13 protein-coding genes are annotated in these 16,824 nt (G+C 62.0%); 1 reads left to right on the top strand and 12 read right to left on the bottom strand.

The genetic code is table 11. From position 1 onward, the window contains the following. Positions 1-37: 37 nt before the first annotated feature. Entirely contained in the window at positions 38-1,030 is a 993-nt protein-coding gene (locus CRX69_RS14515) for a diaminopimelate epimerase (RefSeq protein ID WP_107322223.1), read from the bottom strand. Positions 1,031-1,207: 177 nt separating this feature from the next. Here CRX69_RS14515 and CRX69_RS14510 point away from each other — a divergent pair, with 177 nt between their 5' ends. Further along, the gene (locus CRX69_RS14510) at positions 1,208-2,359 is read left to right on the top strand and encodes an MFS transporter (RefSeq protein ID WP_047229274.1); all 1,152 of its coding nucleotides are present in this window, start codon (positions 1,208-1,210) and stop codon (positions 2,357-2,359) included. Positions 2,360-2,572: 213 nt separating this feature from the next. Here the strand turns inward: CRX69_RS14510 and CRX69_RS14505 are convergent, their stop codons facing one another. The 11 genes from CRX69_RS14505 to CRX69_RS14455 form a co-directional block, all read right to left on the bottom strand. Continuing rightward, positions 2,573-5,011, bottom strand: a complete 2,439-nt coding sequence (locus tag CRX69_RS14505) for a TonB-dependent siderophore receptor (protein WP_107322222.1) — start codon at positions 5,009-5,011, stop codon at positions 2,573-2,575. Between the two features lie 98 nt (positions 5,012-5,109). After that, positions 5,110-6,093 carry a FecR family protein gene (locus CRX69_RS14500; RefSeq protein WP_076383901.1) on the bottom strand — a complete coding sequence of 328 codons (984 nt, stop codon included), beginning with the start codon at positions 6,091-6,093 and terminating at the stop codon, positions 5,110-5,112. 37 nt (positions 6,094-6,130) lie between these two features. Then, on the bottom strand, positions 6,131-6,631 hold the full coding sequence (locus CRX69_RS14495; protein ID WP_107322221.1) for a sigma-70 family RNA polymerase sigma factor: 501 nt from the start codon (positions 6,629-6,631) through the stop codon (positions 6,131-6,133). Between the two features lie 219 nt (positions 6,632-6,850). Beyond that, a complete protein-coding gene (locus CRX69_RS14490; protein ID WP_107322220.1) occupies positions 6,851-7,291 on the bottom strand; it encodes a carboxymuconolactone decarboxylase family protein in 441 nt (146 codons plus the stop codon). A 111-nt stretch (positions 7,292-7,402) separates the two neighbouring features. Further along, the gene (locus CRX69_RS14485) at positions 7,403-8,845 is read right to left on the bottom strand and encodes a mechanosensitive ion channel family protein (protein ID WP_047229281.1); all 1,443 of its coding nucleotides are present in this window, start codon (positions 8,843-8,845) and stop codon (positions 7,403-7,405) included. 180 nt (positions 8,846-9,025) lie between these two features. Continuing rightward, positions 9,026-9,892 (bottom strand): pirin family protein, encoded by an 867-nt coding sequence (locus CRX69_RS14480; protein WP_107322219.1) that lies wholly within the window; start codon positions 9,890-9,892, stop codon positions 9,026-9,028. 181 nt (positions 9,893-10,073) lie between these two features. Then, positions 10,074-10,688, bottom strand: coding sequence for a response regulator transcription factor (locus tag CRX69_RS14475; protein WP_047229283.1), 615 nt, complete (start codon positions 10,686-10,688; stop codon positions 10,074-10,076). 115 nt (positions 10,689-10,803) lie between these two features. Then, entirely contained in the window at positions 10,804-11,238 is a 435-nt protein-coding gene (locus tag CRX69_RS14470) for an ANTAR domain-containing protein (RefSeq protein ID WP_107322218.1), read from the bottom strand. 128 nt (positions 11,239-11,366) lie between these two features. Beyond that, positions 11,367-14,651 carry a transporter substrate-binding domain-containing protein gene (locus CRX69_RS14465; protein WP_107323261.1) on the bottom strand — a complete coding sequence of 1,095 codons (3,285 nt, stop codon included), beginning with the start codon at positions 14,649-14,651 and terminating at the stop codon, positions 11,367-11,369. Between the two features lie 197 nt (positions 14,652-14,848). Further along, on the bottom strand, positions 14,849-16,183 hold the full coding sequence (locus tag CRX69_RS14460) for a lysine N(6)-hydroxylase/L-ornithine N(5)-oxygenase family protein (protein WP_107322217.1): 1,335 nt from the start codon (positions 16,181-16,183) through the stop codon (positions 14,849-14,851). A gap of 145 nt (positions 16,184-16,328) precedes the next feature. Then, a complete protein-coding gene (locus CRX69_RS14455) occupies positions 16,329-16,811 on the bottom strand; it encodes a sigma-70 family RNA polymerase sigma factor (protein ID WP_107322216.1) in 483 nt (160 codons plus the stop codon). Between the last annotated feature and the right edge of the window lie 13 nt (positions 16,812-16,824).

Genomic DNA, 16,824 nt, shown 5'->3' with positions numbered 1-16,824 from the left:
TGCTCGCGATGGCGTCATTGGCTGCGGCGCAGATCGTCTATGACACAGACCGCGCAACACCAAACAACCTGACCCGCAGCAGCTCACCCGCCTGCTCCTCCAGCAGAATCGGTGCAGTGCCACCCGGCATCACCACACTCACCGCCCCCGCCTTCACCCAACCCACTCGCCACGCGGCGCACGCCACCGCACTGGCACTGGTGCCCGAAGAAGCGGTGGGACCTTCCCCTCGTTCAAAAATCCGCGCGGCAATGCTTGCTTCGGCCTGGCGCCAGGCCCACTGCAGATTCACCCCCGCCGGGCAGGGAATCCCGGACCCACCGGGCGGCGCATAGGCAATGCGCGTCAGGCTTTGGGCCAACGCTGGGGCACGCATCTGCGGGTTACTTGGCAACGTCTCGGCGCTGTCCACCAGGGTCACGCAGTGCGGGTTGCCAATGTTCACGAACTGACTGCTGCCCCAGGCCGGATTCAAAGCATGAAGCGCAGCCACACGGCTGACTTCGCGCTGGTTGACGATCACGCTTTGCACGCCTTGAGCCGCGACAGCGCCGGGGCCGAAAAGTGGTTTTCCCAAGTCCAGCCAGAAACCCGAGAGACCTTCGAACTCCGCTACGCGGACCGCCGTTTGCAGCGGTGACACGCCTTCACGTTTGTCGTGATGAACCTGTAGAACACATTCGCCGTCGCTCGGCATCAAGCCTTGCTCTTTGAGCGCCTGGGAGAAAATCGTCAGGCCATTGCCGCTGCGCTCGGCCAGGGTCCCATCGGTGTTAACGATCAACAGGTCAAAAGGTAGCTCATTCTGGAACGGGCCGATCAGCAGACCATCGCTGCAATGGGCCTTGGCATCCGGCGGCGCCTGACCCGGCGCCCAACTACAGAAGGCCTGCACTGCGGCGCGGGTCCAGGCCTGGCGGGCCTGGGCAGCCTGGGCGGCTGTCGGCGGCAGGTCAATGCCTTGGGCACGGACCTGCTGCGGTGAGACCACGCCATAAATATTGCCCCGTGCATCATAGAACTGCGTCATGGACCAGACCCGGATTCAGCCAGCGAAAGCCGGTACTTTATTCCGGCCAAGGCTGTGCAGGCAAAGCGTGCTTGCCACCCACGCACCTCTTCGGCACCTTGAGGTCGCGGCGCGGTCAGTGGATGTGCAAGCATAGGGCCCGCCCGCACCATCGCCTCGCCAAACCAAGGACGTTTCATGACTGCCATTACCCCACCGCCAACCTTCATCCCCGGACGCCTGGAACAGATGTCCACCCGCATCGCCTATCTCATCGCCGGTGTCGGGATCGCGGCCTGGGCGCCGCTGGTGCCGTACGCCAAGGTGCGGGCGAACCTGGACGAAGGCACTCTCGGGTTGCTGCTGTTGTGCCTTGGGGTGGGGTCGATTCTGGCGATGCCGATTTCCGGCGCACTGGCGGCGCGATTTGGCTGCCGGCGGGTGCTCAGTGGCGGCACGATTCTGATCTGCCTGGCCTTGCCCGCGCTGGCAACGATGACGTCTTTGCCCTGGCTGGTGGCAGCCTTGTTCTTGTTTGGCGCCGGCCTCGGCACCGTGGACTCGACCGTCAACCTGCAGGCGGTGATCGTCGAGCGGGCCAGCGGCAAGACCATGATGTCGGGTTTTCACGGCATGTTCAGCCTCGGCGGGATCATTGGCGCGGCCGGTGTGAGCGCGCTGCTCGGCCTCGGCCTTTCGCCCCTGGGGGCGACGCTGGTGGTCAATGCACTGTTGCTGGTGGCGCTGTTCAAGGCGGCGCCGCATCTGCTGCCCTATGGCAGTGAAAGTTCGGGCCCGGCGTTTGCCATTCCCCACGGCGTGGTGCTGTTTATCGGCATCCTGTGTTTCATCGTATTCCTGGCCGAAGGCGCGGTGCTGGACTGGAGCGCGGTATTTCTGACGGCCGAGCGTGGAGTGGAAACCGCCTATGCCGGGCTCGGTTATGCCGCGTTCGCGCTGACCATGACCGTCGGCCGCCTGACGGGGGATTCGGTGGTGCATCGCCTGGGCGCCAGACGCGTGATTATCTACGGCGGCGCGACCGCTGCGGCCGGGTTCCTGCTGGCGACCCTGGCACCGATGTGGCAGGCGGCGCTGTTGGGGTATGCGTTGGTCGGGGCCGGGTGTTCGAACATCGTGCCGGTGTTGTACACCGCGGTCGGCAAGCAGACGCTGATGCCTGAAGCGATCGCCGTACCGGCCATCACCACCATCGGCTACGCCGGCATCCTCGCAGGCCCGGCGCTGATCGGATTCGTCGCCCATGGCAGCAGCCTGAGCTTTGCGTTCGGGTTGATTGCGCTGTCGTTGGTGGCGGTGGCGGTCAGTGGGAAAGTGTTGAAGGTTTGAGGCGTTACACCCCTCTCTGTGGAAAGGAGATTTATCTGTGGCGAGGGGATTTATTTGTGGCGAGGGGATTTATCCCCGTTGGGCTGCGAAGCAGCCCTAAAATCACCAACTCGGTGTGTCAGGCAGATTGAGTCTGCCGCTTTGGGTCTGCTGCGCAGCCCAACGGGGATAAATCCCCTCGCCACAGGAGTACGCGTCAATCCTGGTTTTTCATCAGAACCCTACACTCGCCTGCACAAAAAACGTACGCGGTGCGCCGACGTAGATGCCCGAGTTGTTGTCGCTGGAGCGGGTGTAGTACTGATGGTCGAACAGGTTCTTCACCCCGGCGCCGACCTTCAGGTTCGATAGTTGCGATCCGAAGTCGTAGCCAGCGCGCACGTTCCAGAGCACGTAACCCGGCATGTCACCGTAACGTCCATCGGCGCTGCCGTCGGTGATGTAGTCGTCGCTGAAACTGCCGTCGGGGTTCACGCTGTTGCCGGGTGAGCGTTGCTTGGACTGGGCAAAGGCATCGAGGTTGTAAGTCCAGCGATTGATCTCATAACGCAAGCCCAGGTTCGCCACCTGACGCGAGTAGAACGGCAGGTCACGGCCCTTGAAGCTTGGAATATCACCTTCATAAGTTGCGCGGGTGTAGGTGAACCCGGCATTGGCGCTCAGGCCTTCCAGGCGTGGGTCCAGCGCGGCCATGTCGTAGCGCACCGAGGCTTCCAGGCCCTGGTGCTTGGTGGCGCCCATGTTGGTCCAGCCCACGTCGTTGCTGATGTACTGCAACTCGTCGTCGAAGTCGATGTAGAACAGCGTCACTTCCCCGCCCCAGACGTCATCGTTGTAGCGCGTACCGATCTCGTAGGTCTTGGCTTTTTCCGGGTTCAGGCCGTTGGCGGTGTTGTTGCCGTCGCCGCCCTGGCCGAGCTGGAAATATTGCAGGCTGCCGAACGACGTCTCGTAGTTGGCGAACAGCTTCCAGGCATCGGACAGGTGATACATCACGCTCAAGGCCGGCAGCGGTTCGTTGCTGTCGATGCTGCGGCGTTTTTCCTGTACCGGACTGCCGTCGGTGTCGAGCACCGGGCGGTCGTGCCATTGGGTGCTGATGCGTTCGAAACGGATGCCCGGGGTGATGGTCCACTTGCCGACATCAATCTTGTCATCGATGTAGACCGCATGGGCTTCGGTGCCACCAGTGCGGTCCTGATAGACGTGACCATCGGACCCCGGCCGCACCACCGGCTGGTTATCGCGCAGCGCCAGGCGACTGGCCTCTTCGTGCATGCCTTCCTTGAGGTAGCGATAACCGACGCTGGCTTCCTGGGTGGTCGAGCCCAGGTCAAACACATGGGACACCCGCGGTTCGATGCCGAAGGTGTAGTAAGTACGCGGGTAGGACGCCAGGTTGCGCTGGTCCCGGGAGGCGATGGTGCTGCCACGGTAGCTGTCGGAATAATAGGTCAGCACTTCGGCCTGGGTGCGGTCGCTGATCTCGCGGATCCACTTGAACGACACGTCCTTGCGCCGGCCGGCAAAGTTGTCCCAGTCACGGTCGGACTGATACGGGTCCGCGTCGTATTGCGCCTGGGTCAGGCCGCCGGGCATGTCAGCCTTGGCGTCGTAGTAATGGAAGTTCAGCGAGAAATCATCCACCTCGGTGGGCGCCCAATGGGTCTTGAGGATGACGTCGTCGATGTCATTGTCGTTGTTGCTGCGGCGATAGCCATTACCGTTGACCCCCGAATACAGGAGCGCAACGCCCATGCCGTTATCGGCCGTGCCGCCGAGAAAAGCGCTGTCGATGTGCTTCCAGCCGCCGCGCTGGGAGGTTTCCAGGGTGGTGCCGATTTCACCGGTGGCTTTTTCCGGAATGGCGCGGGTCACGAAGTTGATCACGCCGCCGACGTTCTGCGGCCCGTAACGCACGGACCCGGCGCCGCGCACCACATCGATGCTGTCCAGGTTGCTCGCAGAAATCGGCGCCATGGACAGTTGCGGCTGACCGTAAGGCGCGAACGCCGCCGGCACGCCGTCGATCAGCACCGTGGAACGGGGCGACAGGCGCGAAGTGAGACCGCGCACGCCGACGTTCAGGGAGATGTCGCTGCCGCCGGTGCCATTGGCATCCTGCACCTGCACCCCCGGCACCCGCCGCAGCACATCGCCGACGTTCATGGCCCCCTGCTCCACCATCGCTTCGCGGCGGATTACCGTGCGCGCGCCGGCATGGTTCTGCACCACTTCGGCATTGGCATCGCCGAGCCAGTCACCGACCACCTGGATGTCGGTGGCCCCCAGTTCCAGCGGACCGCCAGTGGACGCCGAGGGCGCCGGCAGCACGGTCACCGAACCTTCATTGATCTGGTATTGCAGGCCGCTGCCTTGCAGCAGTTGGCCCAGGGCCGCTTCTGGGGACAAGTTGCCGTCCACCGCCGGGGCTTGCTTGCCGGCCACCAGCTCCGGGCTGAAGAACACCTGCAAAGAAGTCTGCTGGCCGAGCTGGCTCAAGGCCTGGCCCAGCGGCTGCGCCTGGATGTGAATGGACGTGGCCGCCTGATCGGCGAAGGCCTGGGGCAATGCGGCACTGACGGCCAGGGTCAGGGCCAGCGGCAGCCAGCGGGCGGGGGCGCGGTTGTTGTTTTTGAAGGTGGTTTTCACGTCGAACCTTGTCCTGTTGAATCGCAAGAATACGCGCCTGTTAATGCAAACCAGTTGCAGTTGGACAAGAAGACGAAGAACTCGAAAAAAACCTGAATTTACCGCGCAATTATTTCCTGGCTGCCGTCATCCAGGGTGCGCACGGCCACCGGCAGGATGTTGGGCAAAGCCTTGAGCAGCGCCTCGGGGTTATCGGCACGAAACACGCTGGTCAGGCGCAAGTTGCCCACCGCCGCGCTGCCGACGCGCAGGGGTTTAGCGCGATAACGGGAAACCTCCTGGACGACTTCGCTCAAGGGAGCGTTGTTGAACACCAGTTTGCCGTGGCGCCAGGCGGTGAGTTCATCGGCGTTGATGCCATAAGGTGCGGCGACCTTGCCCTGCGCATCGATACGGGTGCCAAGGCCGGCCGTGAGGCTGACGAACTCGGCCTGCGCCGCGTCGCGCCCCTGAACCTTGACACTGCCCTGCTCCACCGCCACCCGGGTTGAGTCGGCATCGCGGCGCACATCGAAGCGCGTTCCGGTCACCGTCACCCGGCCGTTGCCCGCCTCCACCGTAAACGGCCGGCCAGCGTCATGCTCGACGCGAAACAACGCCTCGCCTTCGGCCAGTTCCACGCGCCGTTGATGGTGGACGAACTGAACACGCACGCGGCTGCGGCTGTTGAGGTCGATCACCGAACCGTCCGGCAGCGCGATGTGCCGGCGCTCGCCCAGGGCCGTGGCAAATTCAGCGCTGTAATCGCTGGAAGCACCCAAGCCGCTGAACAAGCCCAGCCCGACCGCCATCGCCAACAGCCCGGCGGCCACGGCGAAGCGCAGCAGCGGTCGACGCTGGGGACGTTTGGCGGGTGGTTCGCACAACGCTTGCAGACGTTCCTTGGGCAGCAGATCCGTGGCGCTCCAGATCCCCTGTAGAAGTAGAATTTCGTCGCGGTGATTAGGATGCTCGTCCAGCCAGGCCTCGTAACGCTGGCGCTCATCGACACCCATGACGGGAGCTTGCAAGCGTACGAACCATTGCGCCGCCTCGTCGCGAACCCGGTTCTGCCCGCACGGGCATTCACGGTTATCCATCATGGAAGGTCCTGTGGCTCAGGTGGAAGATAACGACGGATCATTGGCCAGCCCCGTCCAGACGATCGCGCAGATGCCGCAGGGTGCGGATCATATACTTTTCCACCATGTTTTTTGACAAGCCCAGGCGCTCGGCGATTTCCGCCTGGGTCAAGCCTTCGATCTTCTGCCAGACAAACACCGTACGGCAATTGGCCGGCAGCTCGGCCAGTGCCCTTTCGATGGAGTCTGCCAACTGGATCGCGTGCATGTAGTGCTCCGGGTCGCCCGAAAGCGACTGGCTGTGATCGAGCGCCGCCTCCTCCATGGCGCCCCGCCGATCTTCGCGCCGATAGCCATCCACCGCAATATTGCGCGCCGTCTGGTGCAAATAAGCCCGCGGCTGCTGGACATCAGCCGAATCGGACTCGAGCACCCGCACGAAAGTATCGTGAGCCAGGTCCTCGGCCTGCTGGCGATTGCGCAGGCGACGAGTCCAGGTGCCGATCAACTCTTCGTAATGCTCGAAAAAGCCAGGTCTGCGGGGCGGCTTGGGGGTCATCGCACTGCGCTGTAGGGACGGGGCGTGAATAGTAATGCTTCCTATTAAGCCGAAGCAAACCTATTGCAGTGCCTGTCGTCCGAAGCTTTCAAGCCGAGCATTAAATCTATGTGGGAGCAAAGCTTGCTCGCGATGGCGGTGTGTCAGTCGATGGTGCATCGAACTGTCTGACCGTTATCGCGAGCAAGCTTTACTCCCACAGGTAGTGTCTGCTTTCGACTACGCCTCAGGAATCTTGCGAAAGCCCACCGCCAAGCGGTTCCAGCCATTGATGGCGTTGATTGCCACGGTCAGGTCGACCATTTCCTTGGGCGTGAAATGCTGGTTCAGCAGTTCGTAGTCGGCGTCTGGCGCATGGGTGTCGCTCAAGCGGGTCAGCGCTTCGGTCCAGGCCAGCGCGGCGCGTTCGCGAGGGGTGAAAAACGGGGCTTCGCGCCAGGCGGTCACGGCATACAGGCGACGCTCCGTCTCGCCGTCCTTGCGGGCATCGGCGGTGTGCATGTCGATGCAGAAGGCGCAACCGTTGATTTGCGAGGAACGCAGCTTGACCAGTTCCAGCAGGGATTTTTCCAGGCCCAGTTTCGAAACAGCGGTTTCGAACGCCAGCATGGCTTTGAAAGCTTCAGGGGAAGCGGTGTAGAAATCGATACGCGGTTGCATGGTGAACTCCAGAACAATTGGGTGTGGCGCTACGTTAGCCTCGCGGTGGCGCGGTACAAATAGCCAATTATTGGGAAGTTCGGGGGGCCAATGCACGCCCTTGATACTTGCTCAGGCCCGACTACGCAACCATTGCAGGAAGCGCTTCTTGGCCACCGGTTTGGGGACGTCGCGGGTCAGGTTCTGGGCCAGGTGCATGCGCACGTCCAGCAGGTTTTTCATCGCGTCGTTGATGTCGCGGCGAGCGTCCAGGCAGGGTTTGAGGTAGCTCTTCTCGATGCGATAAAGGGTGCAGAAGGTCTTGGCGGAAAAGTTCGCCAGCGCGGCCTGGTCGGAAACGATCCCGGCTTCGCCAATAACCTCTCCCGGCCCCATGCGTCCGGCCTCGAACGGCTGGCCGTTACGAAACAGGGTCACGCTGACCACCCCCGACTCGATGATGAACAAATGATCGCTGACCTCCCCGGCCGGCAGGATCATGTCGCCGGCGCGGAAGGTCTGCAGGGTCATGTTCTGGCTGAAGGTGTCTTTCTCATCCTGGCGCAAGGTGGAGAAAATGCTCGAGCTTTCCAGCAGCGCACGGGGCCGCGACACGCCATTGGTGGACGCGCTTTCGCTGGTGGACAACAGGCTTACGCCCGATGCCTGCAAATGCCGGAAAGCCAGGTCGAACAACTGATTGCGCACCTCGCGCTTCTGGCCCATGGACGCGACGAACCCGCTGATTTCATATTCCGCCCCGGTGCTGCCGGTGCTCTTGAGTGTCACGCAGGGAGCCGGGCTGGCAAGCAGGGAACGACAACCAATCATCGCCCGCTCCAGCGCATCGATCACGGTTTGTGGCCGTGCATGCGGGCTGACCGGGATGCTGATGGATAACCCGTGGACATCGCTGGGCCGGCTGAAGTTGACGATCTTGGCCTTGGCCGCCAAGGAGTTGGGAATCACCGCCATGCTGCCCTGGGCGGTCTGCAACCGCGTGGCGCGCCAGTCGATGTCGGTGACCCGGCCTTCGGTGCCATCGATGGAAATCCAGTCATCGACTTGATAGGGCTTGGTGGTGTTGAGCACGATCCCGGAGAACACGTCACTGAGGGTACTCTGCAAGGCCAGGCCGACGATGATCGCCATCGCCCCGGAGGTTGCCAGGACGCCCTTGACCGGCAAGTCCAGCACATACGCCAGGGCAGCGATGACGGCGATCAGGAAGATCACCGCGCCGATCAGATCCTGCAAGAGCCGCCCGGTATGACCCACCCGTTGCATCATCACCGCGCCGATCATCACCGTCAGGGTCCGCGCAGCGAACAGCCACCAGGCAATTTGTAAACCGGTGGCCGCCAAGTGGCGTGGCACGTCGTCAACCCACTGCGCCGGTTGCAGGGGGTTGAGGCCTTCGTTGAACAGCAGCGCGCTGAACAACGAAAAAATCAGCAGCCGCCCGCCGATCTTCCAATAAGTCCGATCAGCGCTGACCAGCCGCCACAGCAGAATGTCGAGCACCAACAGCACCAAGGCACTCAGCAGTGGGTGATCGGAGATCAGAGACAGCATCGCGACAGCTCCAGGAAGGTCATGGGGCGAAGATTGGCACAAATTGAACGCGGCGTAGAGAGCACCGCAGAAACTCATGTGGGAGCGAGCCTGCTCGCGATTGCGGCGTATCCGTCAATGATGCATCGACTGTCAGACCGCTATCGCGAGCAGGCTCGCTCCCACAGGACTTGTCTCTGGTCAGTCGTCCATCGCGCCAAAACGACCGGAGTGGAAATCGTTGAAGGCCTGGTGAATTTCCTGCTCGCTGTTCATCACGAACGGGCCATGACCGACGATGGGTTCGTCGATGGGCTCGCCGCTGAGCAGCAACACCACCGCGTCGTGATTGGCGTGCAGGTGCAACTGCTCGCCGGCCCGGTCGAACAACGCCAGTTGCCCGGCCTCGACCCGCTCGCGACCGTTGACCTGAACCGTGCCACGCAGCACCACCAGTGCGGTGTTGTGGCCATCGTGTACGTCGAGGGTCAGGTCTTTCCCGGCATTCAAGCGCATGTCCCAGACATCGATGGGCGTAAACGTCTTCGCCGGGCCCTGATGCCCCTCGAAGCGGCCGGCAATCAGGCGCAGGCTGCCGGCGTTGTCCTTCAGGTCGATGCTCGGAATGTCGCTCTTGAGGATTGTCTGGTAGCCGGCTGGGGCCATTTTGTCCTTGGCGGGCAGGTTGACCCACAGCTGGACCATCTCCATGAACCCGCCTTGCCGAGCGAAGTCCTCGGAGTGGAACTCTTCATGAATGATCCCGGAAGCCGCCGTCATCCATTGCACGTCGCCAGGGCCGATCTTGCCGCCGCTGCCAGTGGAATCCCGGTGTTCCAGTTCGCCCTGGTAGACGATGGTCACGGTTTCGAAACCGCGATGAGGGTGCTGGCCAACACCGCGACGCTCGGCGGTGGGTTCGAATTGCGTGGGAGCGGCGTGGTCCAGCAGCAGGAACGGGCTGATGTGCTTGCCCAGGTTGTCGTAGGAAAACAGCGTGCGAACCGGGAAGCCGTCACCGACCCAATGGGCTCGGGGGCTGGTGTAGACGCCGATGATGTTTTTCATGCGGTGGCTCCAATCGTGTTGCGAATCAGACGTTGCGATTCGATGGACACAGATTAAAACCACGAACGCAGCCGCACTAGACTGCAAAAATCAGTCTTAGCGTTCTATAGAGAGAACGATCGCCCCCCCAACTTCACTGATATGCCATCGCACGGGGCTGCAATGAGCCCGCACACAGGGATCACAAATGATTGCGCTTGGCGAAATCCGACAGACCCACCAGCGTCTTGAGTCCGAGTTTTTCCAGCAGACGGGTCTTGTAGGTGCTGACGGTTTTCGGACTCAGGAACAAGGCCTCGGCGATGTCCTTGCCGCGCATTCCCATGGCCAGCATTCGCAGAATGGATAGCTCGCGGGTCGAGAGACTTTCCAGGGTCTGCTGTTCAGTGCGTTGTTGAAAATCCAGCCTGACTGGCATTTGAGGGAAATAGGAGTAGCCGGATTTCAGCGCATGAATGGCCTTGATCAGTTCTTTCAGGTCGCTTTTCTTGGTCACAAAGCCCCTGGCTCCGGCCGAGATGCAGCGGTTGCAGAAGTGCTGCGCGTCCTGGGAAGTGAATACCAGCACCCCGCACTCTGGGAACTGGGTCATGATCCAGACCAACAGATCCATGCCATCGAATCCGTTCATCACCAGGTCCAGAATCACCAGGTCTGGGGCCTTTTCCTTGATCAACGCCCTGGCGTCGGCGACACCGCTCGCGTCCCTGACTCCGGTAAACCCCTCGTTCTGGCAAATGAGCCGCAATGCCCCTCGTATGACAGGGTGGTCATCCACGATCAATACGTCTTTCAAGGCAACTCCCCACGTAAATGCAAACGGCGCCGATGCCATGACTGCTTCGGACTGTTGCACAGGCGCCGGGCCATGCCACCTGTCAGGTCTGACAGTGCCGACCAACGGTGCAGCTTCACCCTGCGTGACCTTGCCTGAGAGGGCGAAGCCAGGGTCGCGTCAACTCGCTGGCCTGGGGATCAATCCGCTCCATCAGACTTGCCAGTGACGCAAGGTCAGGCAACTGGGCCGTGCTCAAGTGCATGCCCGGTCGCCGCGCGACCGCCGCCGAGGACAGACCGACCTGTGGTGTGTTGTAAATCATCGCGTGACGAAGCTGTGGGTTATCGAGAATGAAATCGTGCAGGTTCAGCGCGCCGTTGGCCAAGCCGGCATTGACCACGACCAGGTCGAACGGCTCGCTGCCGTATTCCACCAGCGTCAACAGCTCCTGCAGACCACTCACGGGGGCGATCCGAAAATAACCCTGTTGATTGAACAGGTGCTCAAGCCTCATTCGATGAGCATGTTGCGTGTCGGCAATCATGATACGTAATGCTTTGTTCGGCATGACAGGCATCCCAATCGTTAAGGGGCGTCAGGCTAGAGGAAGCTTTTGAGAGGCGCTGTAGGACGAATCCCAAAAAAGGGAGGAAAAAGGTACTTCGCATGTAGCTTCGGGATGACTACGCGGCTCGCTTATCCATGAGAAGACCCGCGGGGACCACTTCGCGCCCCAGCGGGAGCAAGCTCCCCCGCCACATAGGCCTCCAGTCGTTCAGTCAGGTGCTCCATGGCTTGGCGCACGTCATCCACCGCGGCGGCGAGCAACGACCGGTCGCCGCCACGGCAGGCACTTTCCAGGGCTTCGCAGGCGGCAATCAGGCGCTGGGCCCTGATCATCAGCGCGCCCCCCTTGACCCGGTGCGCCAGGTCCGCCAGCCCTGGCAGGTCTTGTCGGGCGAGCAGACGCATCAATTGCGCCAGGTCTTCGGCATTGCTGTTGACCATTTCCACTAGCAGTTTTTTGATTGAGCCCGTGTCACCTGCGCTCAATAGTTCAAGGCTGCTCAAGTCGATGTCGCCGGTGGTCGGCGCAGGCACCCGCTCATCGGGCACTGCGGCGCAATCCTGCGTGACCGAAGCCAGGCAGCTGTTCAGTTCCTTGAGGCTGATGGGTTTGAACAGGCAATCGTCCATGCCGGCCTCGACACAGCGGGCCTTTTCCTCGGGCTGGGCATTGGCCGTGAAACCCAGGATCACCCCCGGCGACAAACCCTCGGCCCGCTCCGCCTCGCGAATGGCCCGGGCCAGTTCGTAGCCGCTCATCAACGGCATGTTGCAGTCGGTAATGACGACATCGAATCGTTCAGCACGCCAGGCGCGCAACCCCTGGACACCATCGTCGGCTTCGCGGACGCGATGGCCCAGATAGCTCAGTTGCTGGGACAGCAGCAAACGGTTGGCCGGGTAGTCGTCCACCACCAGAATGTTCAGCCCCCGCACCGGTGCCAGCGCCTCGACTTGCGCCGACGGCGCTTGAGCCAAGGCATCGAGCGCCGGCAAGCTCAGCAGAACTTCAATCTGCGTGCCCTCCCCCGGCACGCTGCTCAACGTCAGGGTGCCGCCCATCATTTCGCAGAGCGTGCGGCTGATCACCAGCCCCAACCCGGAGCCGCTGCGGGCCGACTGGGTGTTGTTGCTGGCCTGGGTAAAGGGGCTGAACAGGCGGCGCTGATCCTCGGCCGAAATACCACAGCCGGTGTCTTCGACGCGCAAGCGGATCGGCAGGCACTGCGCGTCATCGCCCGGTGCGGCTCGCACACTCAAGCGCACCTGCCCCTGGTCGGTGAACTTGATGGCGTTGCTCAGCAGGTTCGACACGATCTGCTTGAAACGCAACGGATCAATCAATACGTCGCGGTTGATCGCGGCGTCGAGTTCAAGCTGTAAGTGCAGTTGTTTCTGCCAGGCCAGGCCTTCAAAGATCCGTGCCACCGACTCGATCAGTTCCCGCAGGTTGGCCCGCTGCGGGGTCAGCGACAACCTGCCGGACTCGATGCGGGCGATGTCGAGGATGTCACCGATCAAGTCGAGCATGCCGCGAGCGGCGCCCGACGCGACTTCGATGGCGAACCGGTCCATGACACCCTGGTCGGCTTTTTTCAGGGCCAGCTCCAGCATGCCGATCACCGCGTTCATGGGGGTGCGGATTTCATGGCTCATGGTCGCCAGGAAAGTGGTCTTGGCCCGGTTGGCATCATCGGCGCTTTGCTTGGCCACGCGCAGTTGTTCCAGCAGACGCCGCAGGTAAACGACCCACCCCAATGCCAGCAGCAACAGCAGCGCGGCGATGGCGAACCCCTGGACGATGGTGGTGCGGTTGCGCAACCAGTAGTTGTCGTCGATCACCACTTCACTGCGCCAACGATTGGTCAGCTCGTCCATTTCTTCGGGAGAAATGCTCAGCAGCGCCTTGTCCAGGATCGAATGCAGCTCCGGCGCATCACGATGAGTCGCCAGGGCCACGCTCTCCGGAAACGTTCCCACGGTGCTGGTGATTTGCAGTTTGCCGCGGTACTGGCGGGAAATCATATAGCGGGCACTGATCAGCGAATTGACTGCGCCGTCCACCGTGCCGGCGGCGACCATGGACATCGCGTCCGCCGCGTTTTCAGCCGGCACCAGGTGCACTCGGGGAAATTGTTCCAGCAGATACTCACGCAGCACATTGCCCCGGATCAGCGCCAGGCGTTTGCCCTCCATCTGGTCCAACGTCAACGGGACCTTGCTCCTCAAGGGCGCCACCAACACGAACGGATTGCTCAGGTAGGGCCGGGTAAAACGCAACGCCCCCTCAAGTTCGGTGCTCGGTGGAGCGGCGGCCAGTACGTCGGCCCGACCGCTTCTGACGCGCCCGATCACATCATGAAGCGAGTTACCCCGCTGGATATCGAACTTCAGGCCGGTGCGCAGGCTGATCCGGGCCAGCACATCGGCGCTGATACCGCGCAAATGGCCTTGTTCATCGATAAACGTGAGTGGCGGGAAGTTCTGGTTGACGGCCACTGTGATCCGCGGATGTGCATTCAGCCAACGCTGTTCCTTGACGCTGAAATGCAGGGGTTGCTGACCGGGTATGCTCGCACCGCCAGCGCTCCAGCGCCGCAGGATGCTCATGCGTTCACTGGCGGGGATGGCTTGTAGCGCGGCGTTGATAATGCGCAGCAGGCGTGCGTTCTCGCGGCTGACCGCAAAGGCGAACGGCTGTACTTCCATGCGTGAGAAATCAGCCAGTTGGACGTTGTTCAGGTAGTTCTTGCTGATCAGGTAATTGGAGCTGATCGAATCCCCCAGGTAAACGTCGGCCTGCCCAAACGCCACAGCGCCGATGGCGCTCAAGGTCGAGGGGTATAACTGCAAGGCCGCATCCGGATAAAACGCCTTGACTGTCTCGGTGGGCAAATAGTGATACAGCATCGCCACGCGCATGCCCGCCAGGTCCGTGGGCAAGTCCTGGCTATCCGCGACGCGGGCCACCAGGGTGGGCAGGTCATCGGCATAGGCCTGGGACATCGCCAACGCCGGGTCGCTGGCTTCGAAGCCGTTGGCCGTGCCGAGCATGTCGATCTCACCGCTGCGCAGCGCCTGGAGCGATGCCTCCCGTGACGCGTAACGCTGCACCCGCACATCGACGTGCAACATCTGCCCCAGCAACTGGGCATAGTCAGCAGTGAGGCCTTCATAGTCGCGGCCATTGCTGGTGATACCGAACGGTGCGTAATCCGGCGCCGAGGCCCCCAACAGCAACGTTCCCTTGCCGCGTAGCCAGTTCCAGTCGGCCTCCCCCAGGGATACCGAATAGTCGCTCACACTGGAGCGCCCGAGCACTTGCAGCGACTCAGGTGCCGCGCCAACCTGCGGCGTCACACTTGATAAGCCCAGCAACAGCGCCACCAGGCCTGTGCGTAAGAACAGCGTCATTTGGCTCAGGTTGTTTCGTTTGGCGTAGTCGGCCCGGAACACCCCCGACTTCACGTCAAGTCAGGGAGACCGGCTGATGGGTTCAGACTGCCAAAGCGAGAGAACAGCGAACCGTCAACGCGCCTGCCTGAAAGACAGGACACGTGAGGTGAGTGTAGGAAGTTTCTGAAGAATTTCCTGGCGAGACTGCCGATTGCTTACGCCGTGGCCAGCTTCAGGTCGCGCACCGAACGGCTCTGTCCGCGATGTTTGCTGTGCTCGTACAGCGAACCAGCGATCTCATCGGCGCGTACCGGCAGGATCGACAACAAGGTATCGCTCAGGCCGTGGCTGGCCTGGCAGAAGCCCTGCATGTAGATCGCCGCTTTGCAGCGCTCGTCGGTGATCAATTTGTAGTTGCGATCTACCTCGAAATTCCCCAGGTATTGCTCAAGTGGCGCCAGCAATGTGCGGTGCATCTGCCGTTCGTAACCGGTGGCCAGCACCACCGCGTCATAACGGCGCACGCTCAACTCGCCGGTGGCGTTGTTGCGCACCGCCAGCTCCACGCCGGCATCGGTGGCCGTGGCTTTCTCCACCGTGGTGAGGGTACGGAAGGCATGACGGGCGACGCCCGAGACTTTCTGGCGATAGAAAATCCCGTAGATGCGTTCGATCAGGTCGATGTCCACCACCGAATAGTTGGTGTTGTGGTACTCGTTGACCAGCCGTTCGCGTTCGCTGTGGGGCTGCTGGAACACCAGATCGGTGAATTCCGGGGAGAACACCTCGTTGACGAACGGGCTGTCATCGGCAGGCTTGAGGGCCGAGCCGCGCAGGATCATGTCGACCTGCACCGAAGGAAAACTGTCGTTGAGGTCGATGAAGGCTTCCGCCGCGCTCTGCCCGCCGCCGATGATGGCGATGGTCATGGGCTGGCCGTTCACGCACGGCTGAGTCGCCATGCGCTCCAGGTACTGGGAATGGTGGAACACCCGAGCATCCTCCTTGAAGGCGGTGAACGCGTCGGGGATACGCGGCGTACCGCCAGCACTGACCACCACCGAGCGGGCGCTGCGCACGAGCTCTTCGCCCTGGCTGTCGCGGGAAATCACCCGCAAGGCGTCGACCTGCTGGTTGTGCAACACCGGCTCGATGCGCAGCACTTCTTCGCCGTAGCGGCTCTGCCCGGTGAACTGCCCGGCCACCCAGCGCAGGTAGTCGTTGTACTCCATGCGGCACGGGTAGAACGTGCCAAGGTTGATGAAGTCCACCAGGCGGCCGTGATGCTTGAGGTAATTGACGAACGAATACGGGCTGGTGGGGTTGCGCAGGGTTACCAGGTCCTTGAGGAAGGAAATCTGCAACTCGCTCTGGGTCACCAGGGTATTGCCATGCCAGCGGTAGTCAGCCTGCTTGTCGAGGAACAGCACATCCAGTTCGCCCTGGACCGGGCCCCGCTCCTGCAGCGCGATGGCCAGCGCCAGGTTCGAGGGGCCGAAGCCGATACCGATCAAGTCGTGAACGTTGGGCGAAGCAATTGCCTGTGTCATGTCCAGTGTCCTCTGGAGGGCCCCTCAACAGGGCGCGAAAAGCCTGGGGTGACCCGACCGATCTTTGGCAAGCCGGCAAGTCGTCTGTTGAGAGGAACGAGGACAGTGAAAAAAAATTTACCGCGATGCGACCGGCGTGGACGGATTAATGCGCGTCCCACTGCCGCATACGAGTGCGGCAATGCTTCATGGCGTTGACGATGTGCTTTTCCACCAGCGCCCGGGAAATGCCCAGGCGTTCGGCGATTTGCGGGTGGGACAGGCCTTCGAGCTTGCGCAGCAGGAAACTCTCGCGGCACAGCGGTGGCAATTCGGCCAGGGCGCGCTGGAGCAGGTCCAGGCGCTGACCGTGGTCAAGGCTGGTATGGGGCGATGGCGTGAAGAAACGCTCTTCGCTGTCCAGCACGTCCAGGGATTCGACCTGGCGCAGGGTATTGCGCCGATGCCCGTCGATCACCAGGTTCAACGCGGTGCGGTACAGGAACGCCCTGGGCTGTTCGATGGGCGTGTCACTGGCGCGCTCAAGTACCCGCACATAGGCGTCATGCACCACATCCTCGGCCGCCTGGCGGTTGCCTAGCCTGGCGTTCAGGAAACACACCAGCTCGCGATAGTAGTTTTCCAACATGACTCCCCTGCGC

It is taken from the genome of Pseudomonas rhizophila (genome assembly GCF_003033885.1).
Taxonomy (GTDB): Bacteria; Pseudomonadota; Gammaproteobacteria; order Pseudomonadales; family Pseudomonadaceae; genus Aquipseudomonas; species Aquipseudomonas rhizophila.
This window is presented reverse-complemented; position numbering and strand designations above follow the sequence as displayed.

Excerpts from the sequence above, each read along its gene's own strand:
- CRX69_RS14515 (WP_107322223.1), bottom strand. The coding sequence starts at position 1,030 with ATGACGCAGTTCTATGATGCACGGGGCAATATTTATGGCGTGGTCTCA.
- CRX69_RS14510 (WP_047229274.1), top strand. The coding sequence starts at position 1,208 with ATGACTGCCATTACCCCACCGCCAACCTTCATCCCCGGACGCCTGGAA.
- CRX69_RS14500 (WP_076383901.1), bottom strand. The coding sequence starts at position 6,093 with ATGATGGATAACCGTGAATGCCCGTGCGGGCAGAACCGGGTTCGCGAC.
- CRX69_RS14495 (WP_107322221.1), bottom strand. The coding sequence starts at position 6,631 with ATGACCCCCAAGCCGCCCCGCAGACCTGGCTTTTTCGAGCATTACGAA.
- CRX69_RS14490 (WP_107322220.1), bottom strand. The coding sequence starts at position 7,291 with ATGCAACCGCGTATCGATTTCTACACCGCTTCCCCTGAAGCTTTCAAA.
- CRX69_RS14485 (WP_047229281.1), bottom strand. The coding sequence starts at position 8,845 with ATGCTGTCTCTGATCTCCGATCACCCACTGCTGAGTGCCTTGGTGCTG.
- CRX69_RS14480 (WP_107322219.1), bottom strand. The coding sequence starts at position 9,892 with ATGAAAAACATCATCGGCGTCTACACCAGCCCCCGAGCCCATTGGGTC.
- CRX69_RS14470 (WP_107322218.1), bottom strand. The coding sequence starts at position 11,238 with ATGCCGAACAAAGCATTACGTATCATGATTGCCGACACGCAACATGCT.
- CRX69_RS14465 (WP_107323261.1), bottom strand. The coding sequence starts at position 14,651 with ATGACGCTGTTCTTACGCACAGGCCTGGTGGCGCTGTTGCTGGGCTTA.
- CRX69_RS14460 (WP_107322217.1), bottom strand. The coding sequence starts at position 16,183 with ATGACACAGGCAATTGCTTCGCCCAACGTTCACGACTTGATCGGTATC.
- CRX69_RS14455 (WP_107322216.1), bottom strand. The coding sequence starts at position 16,811 with ATGTTGGAAAACTACTATCGCGAGCTGGTGTGTTTCCTGAACGCCAGG.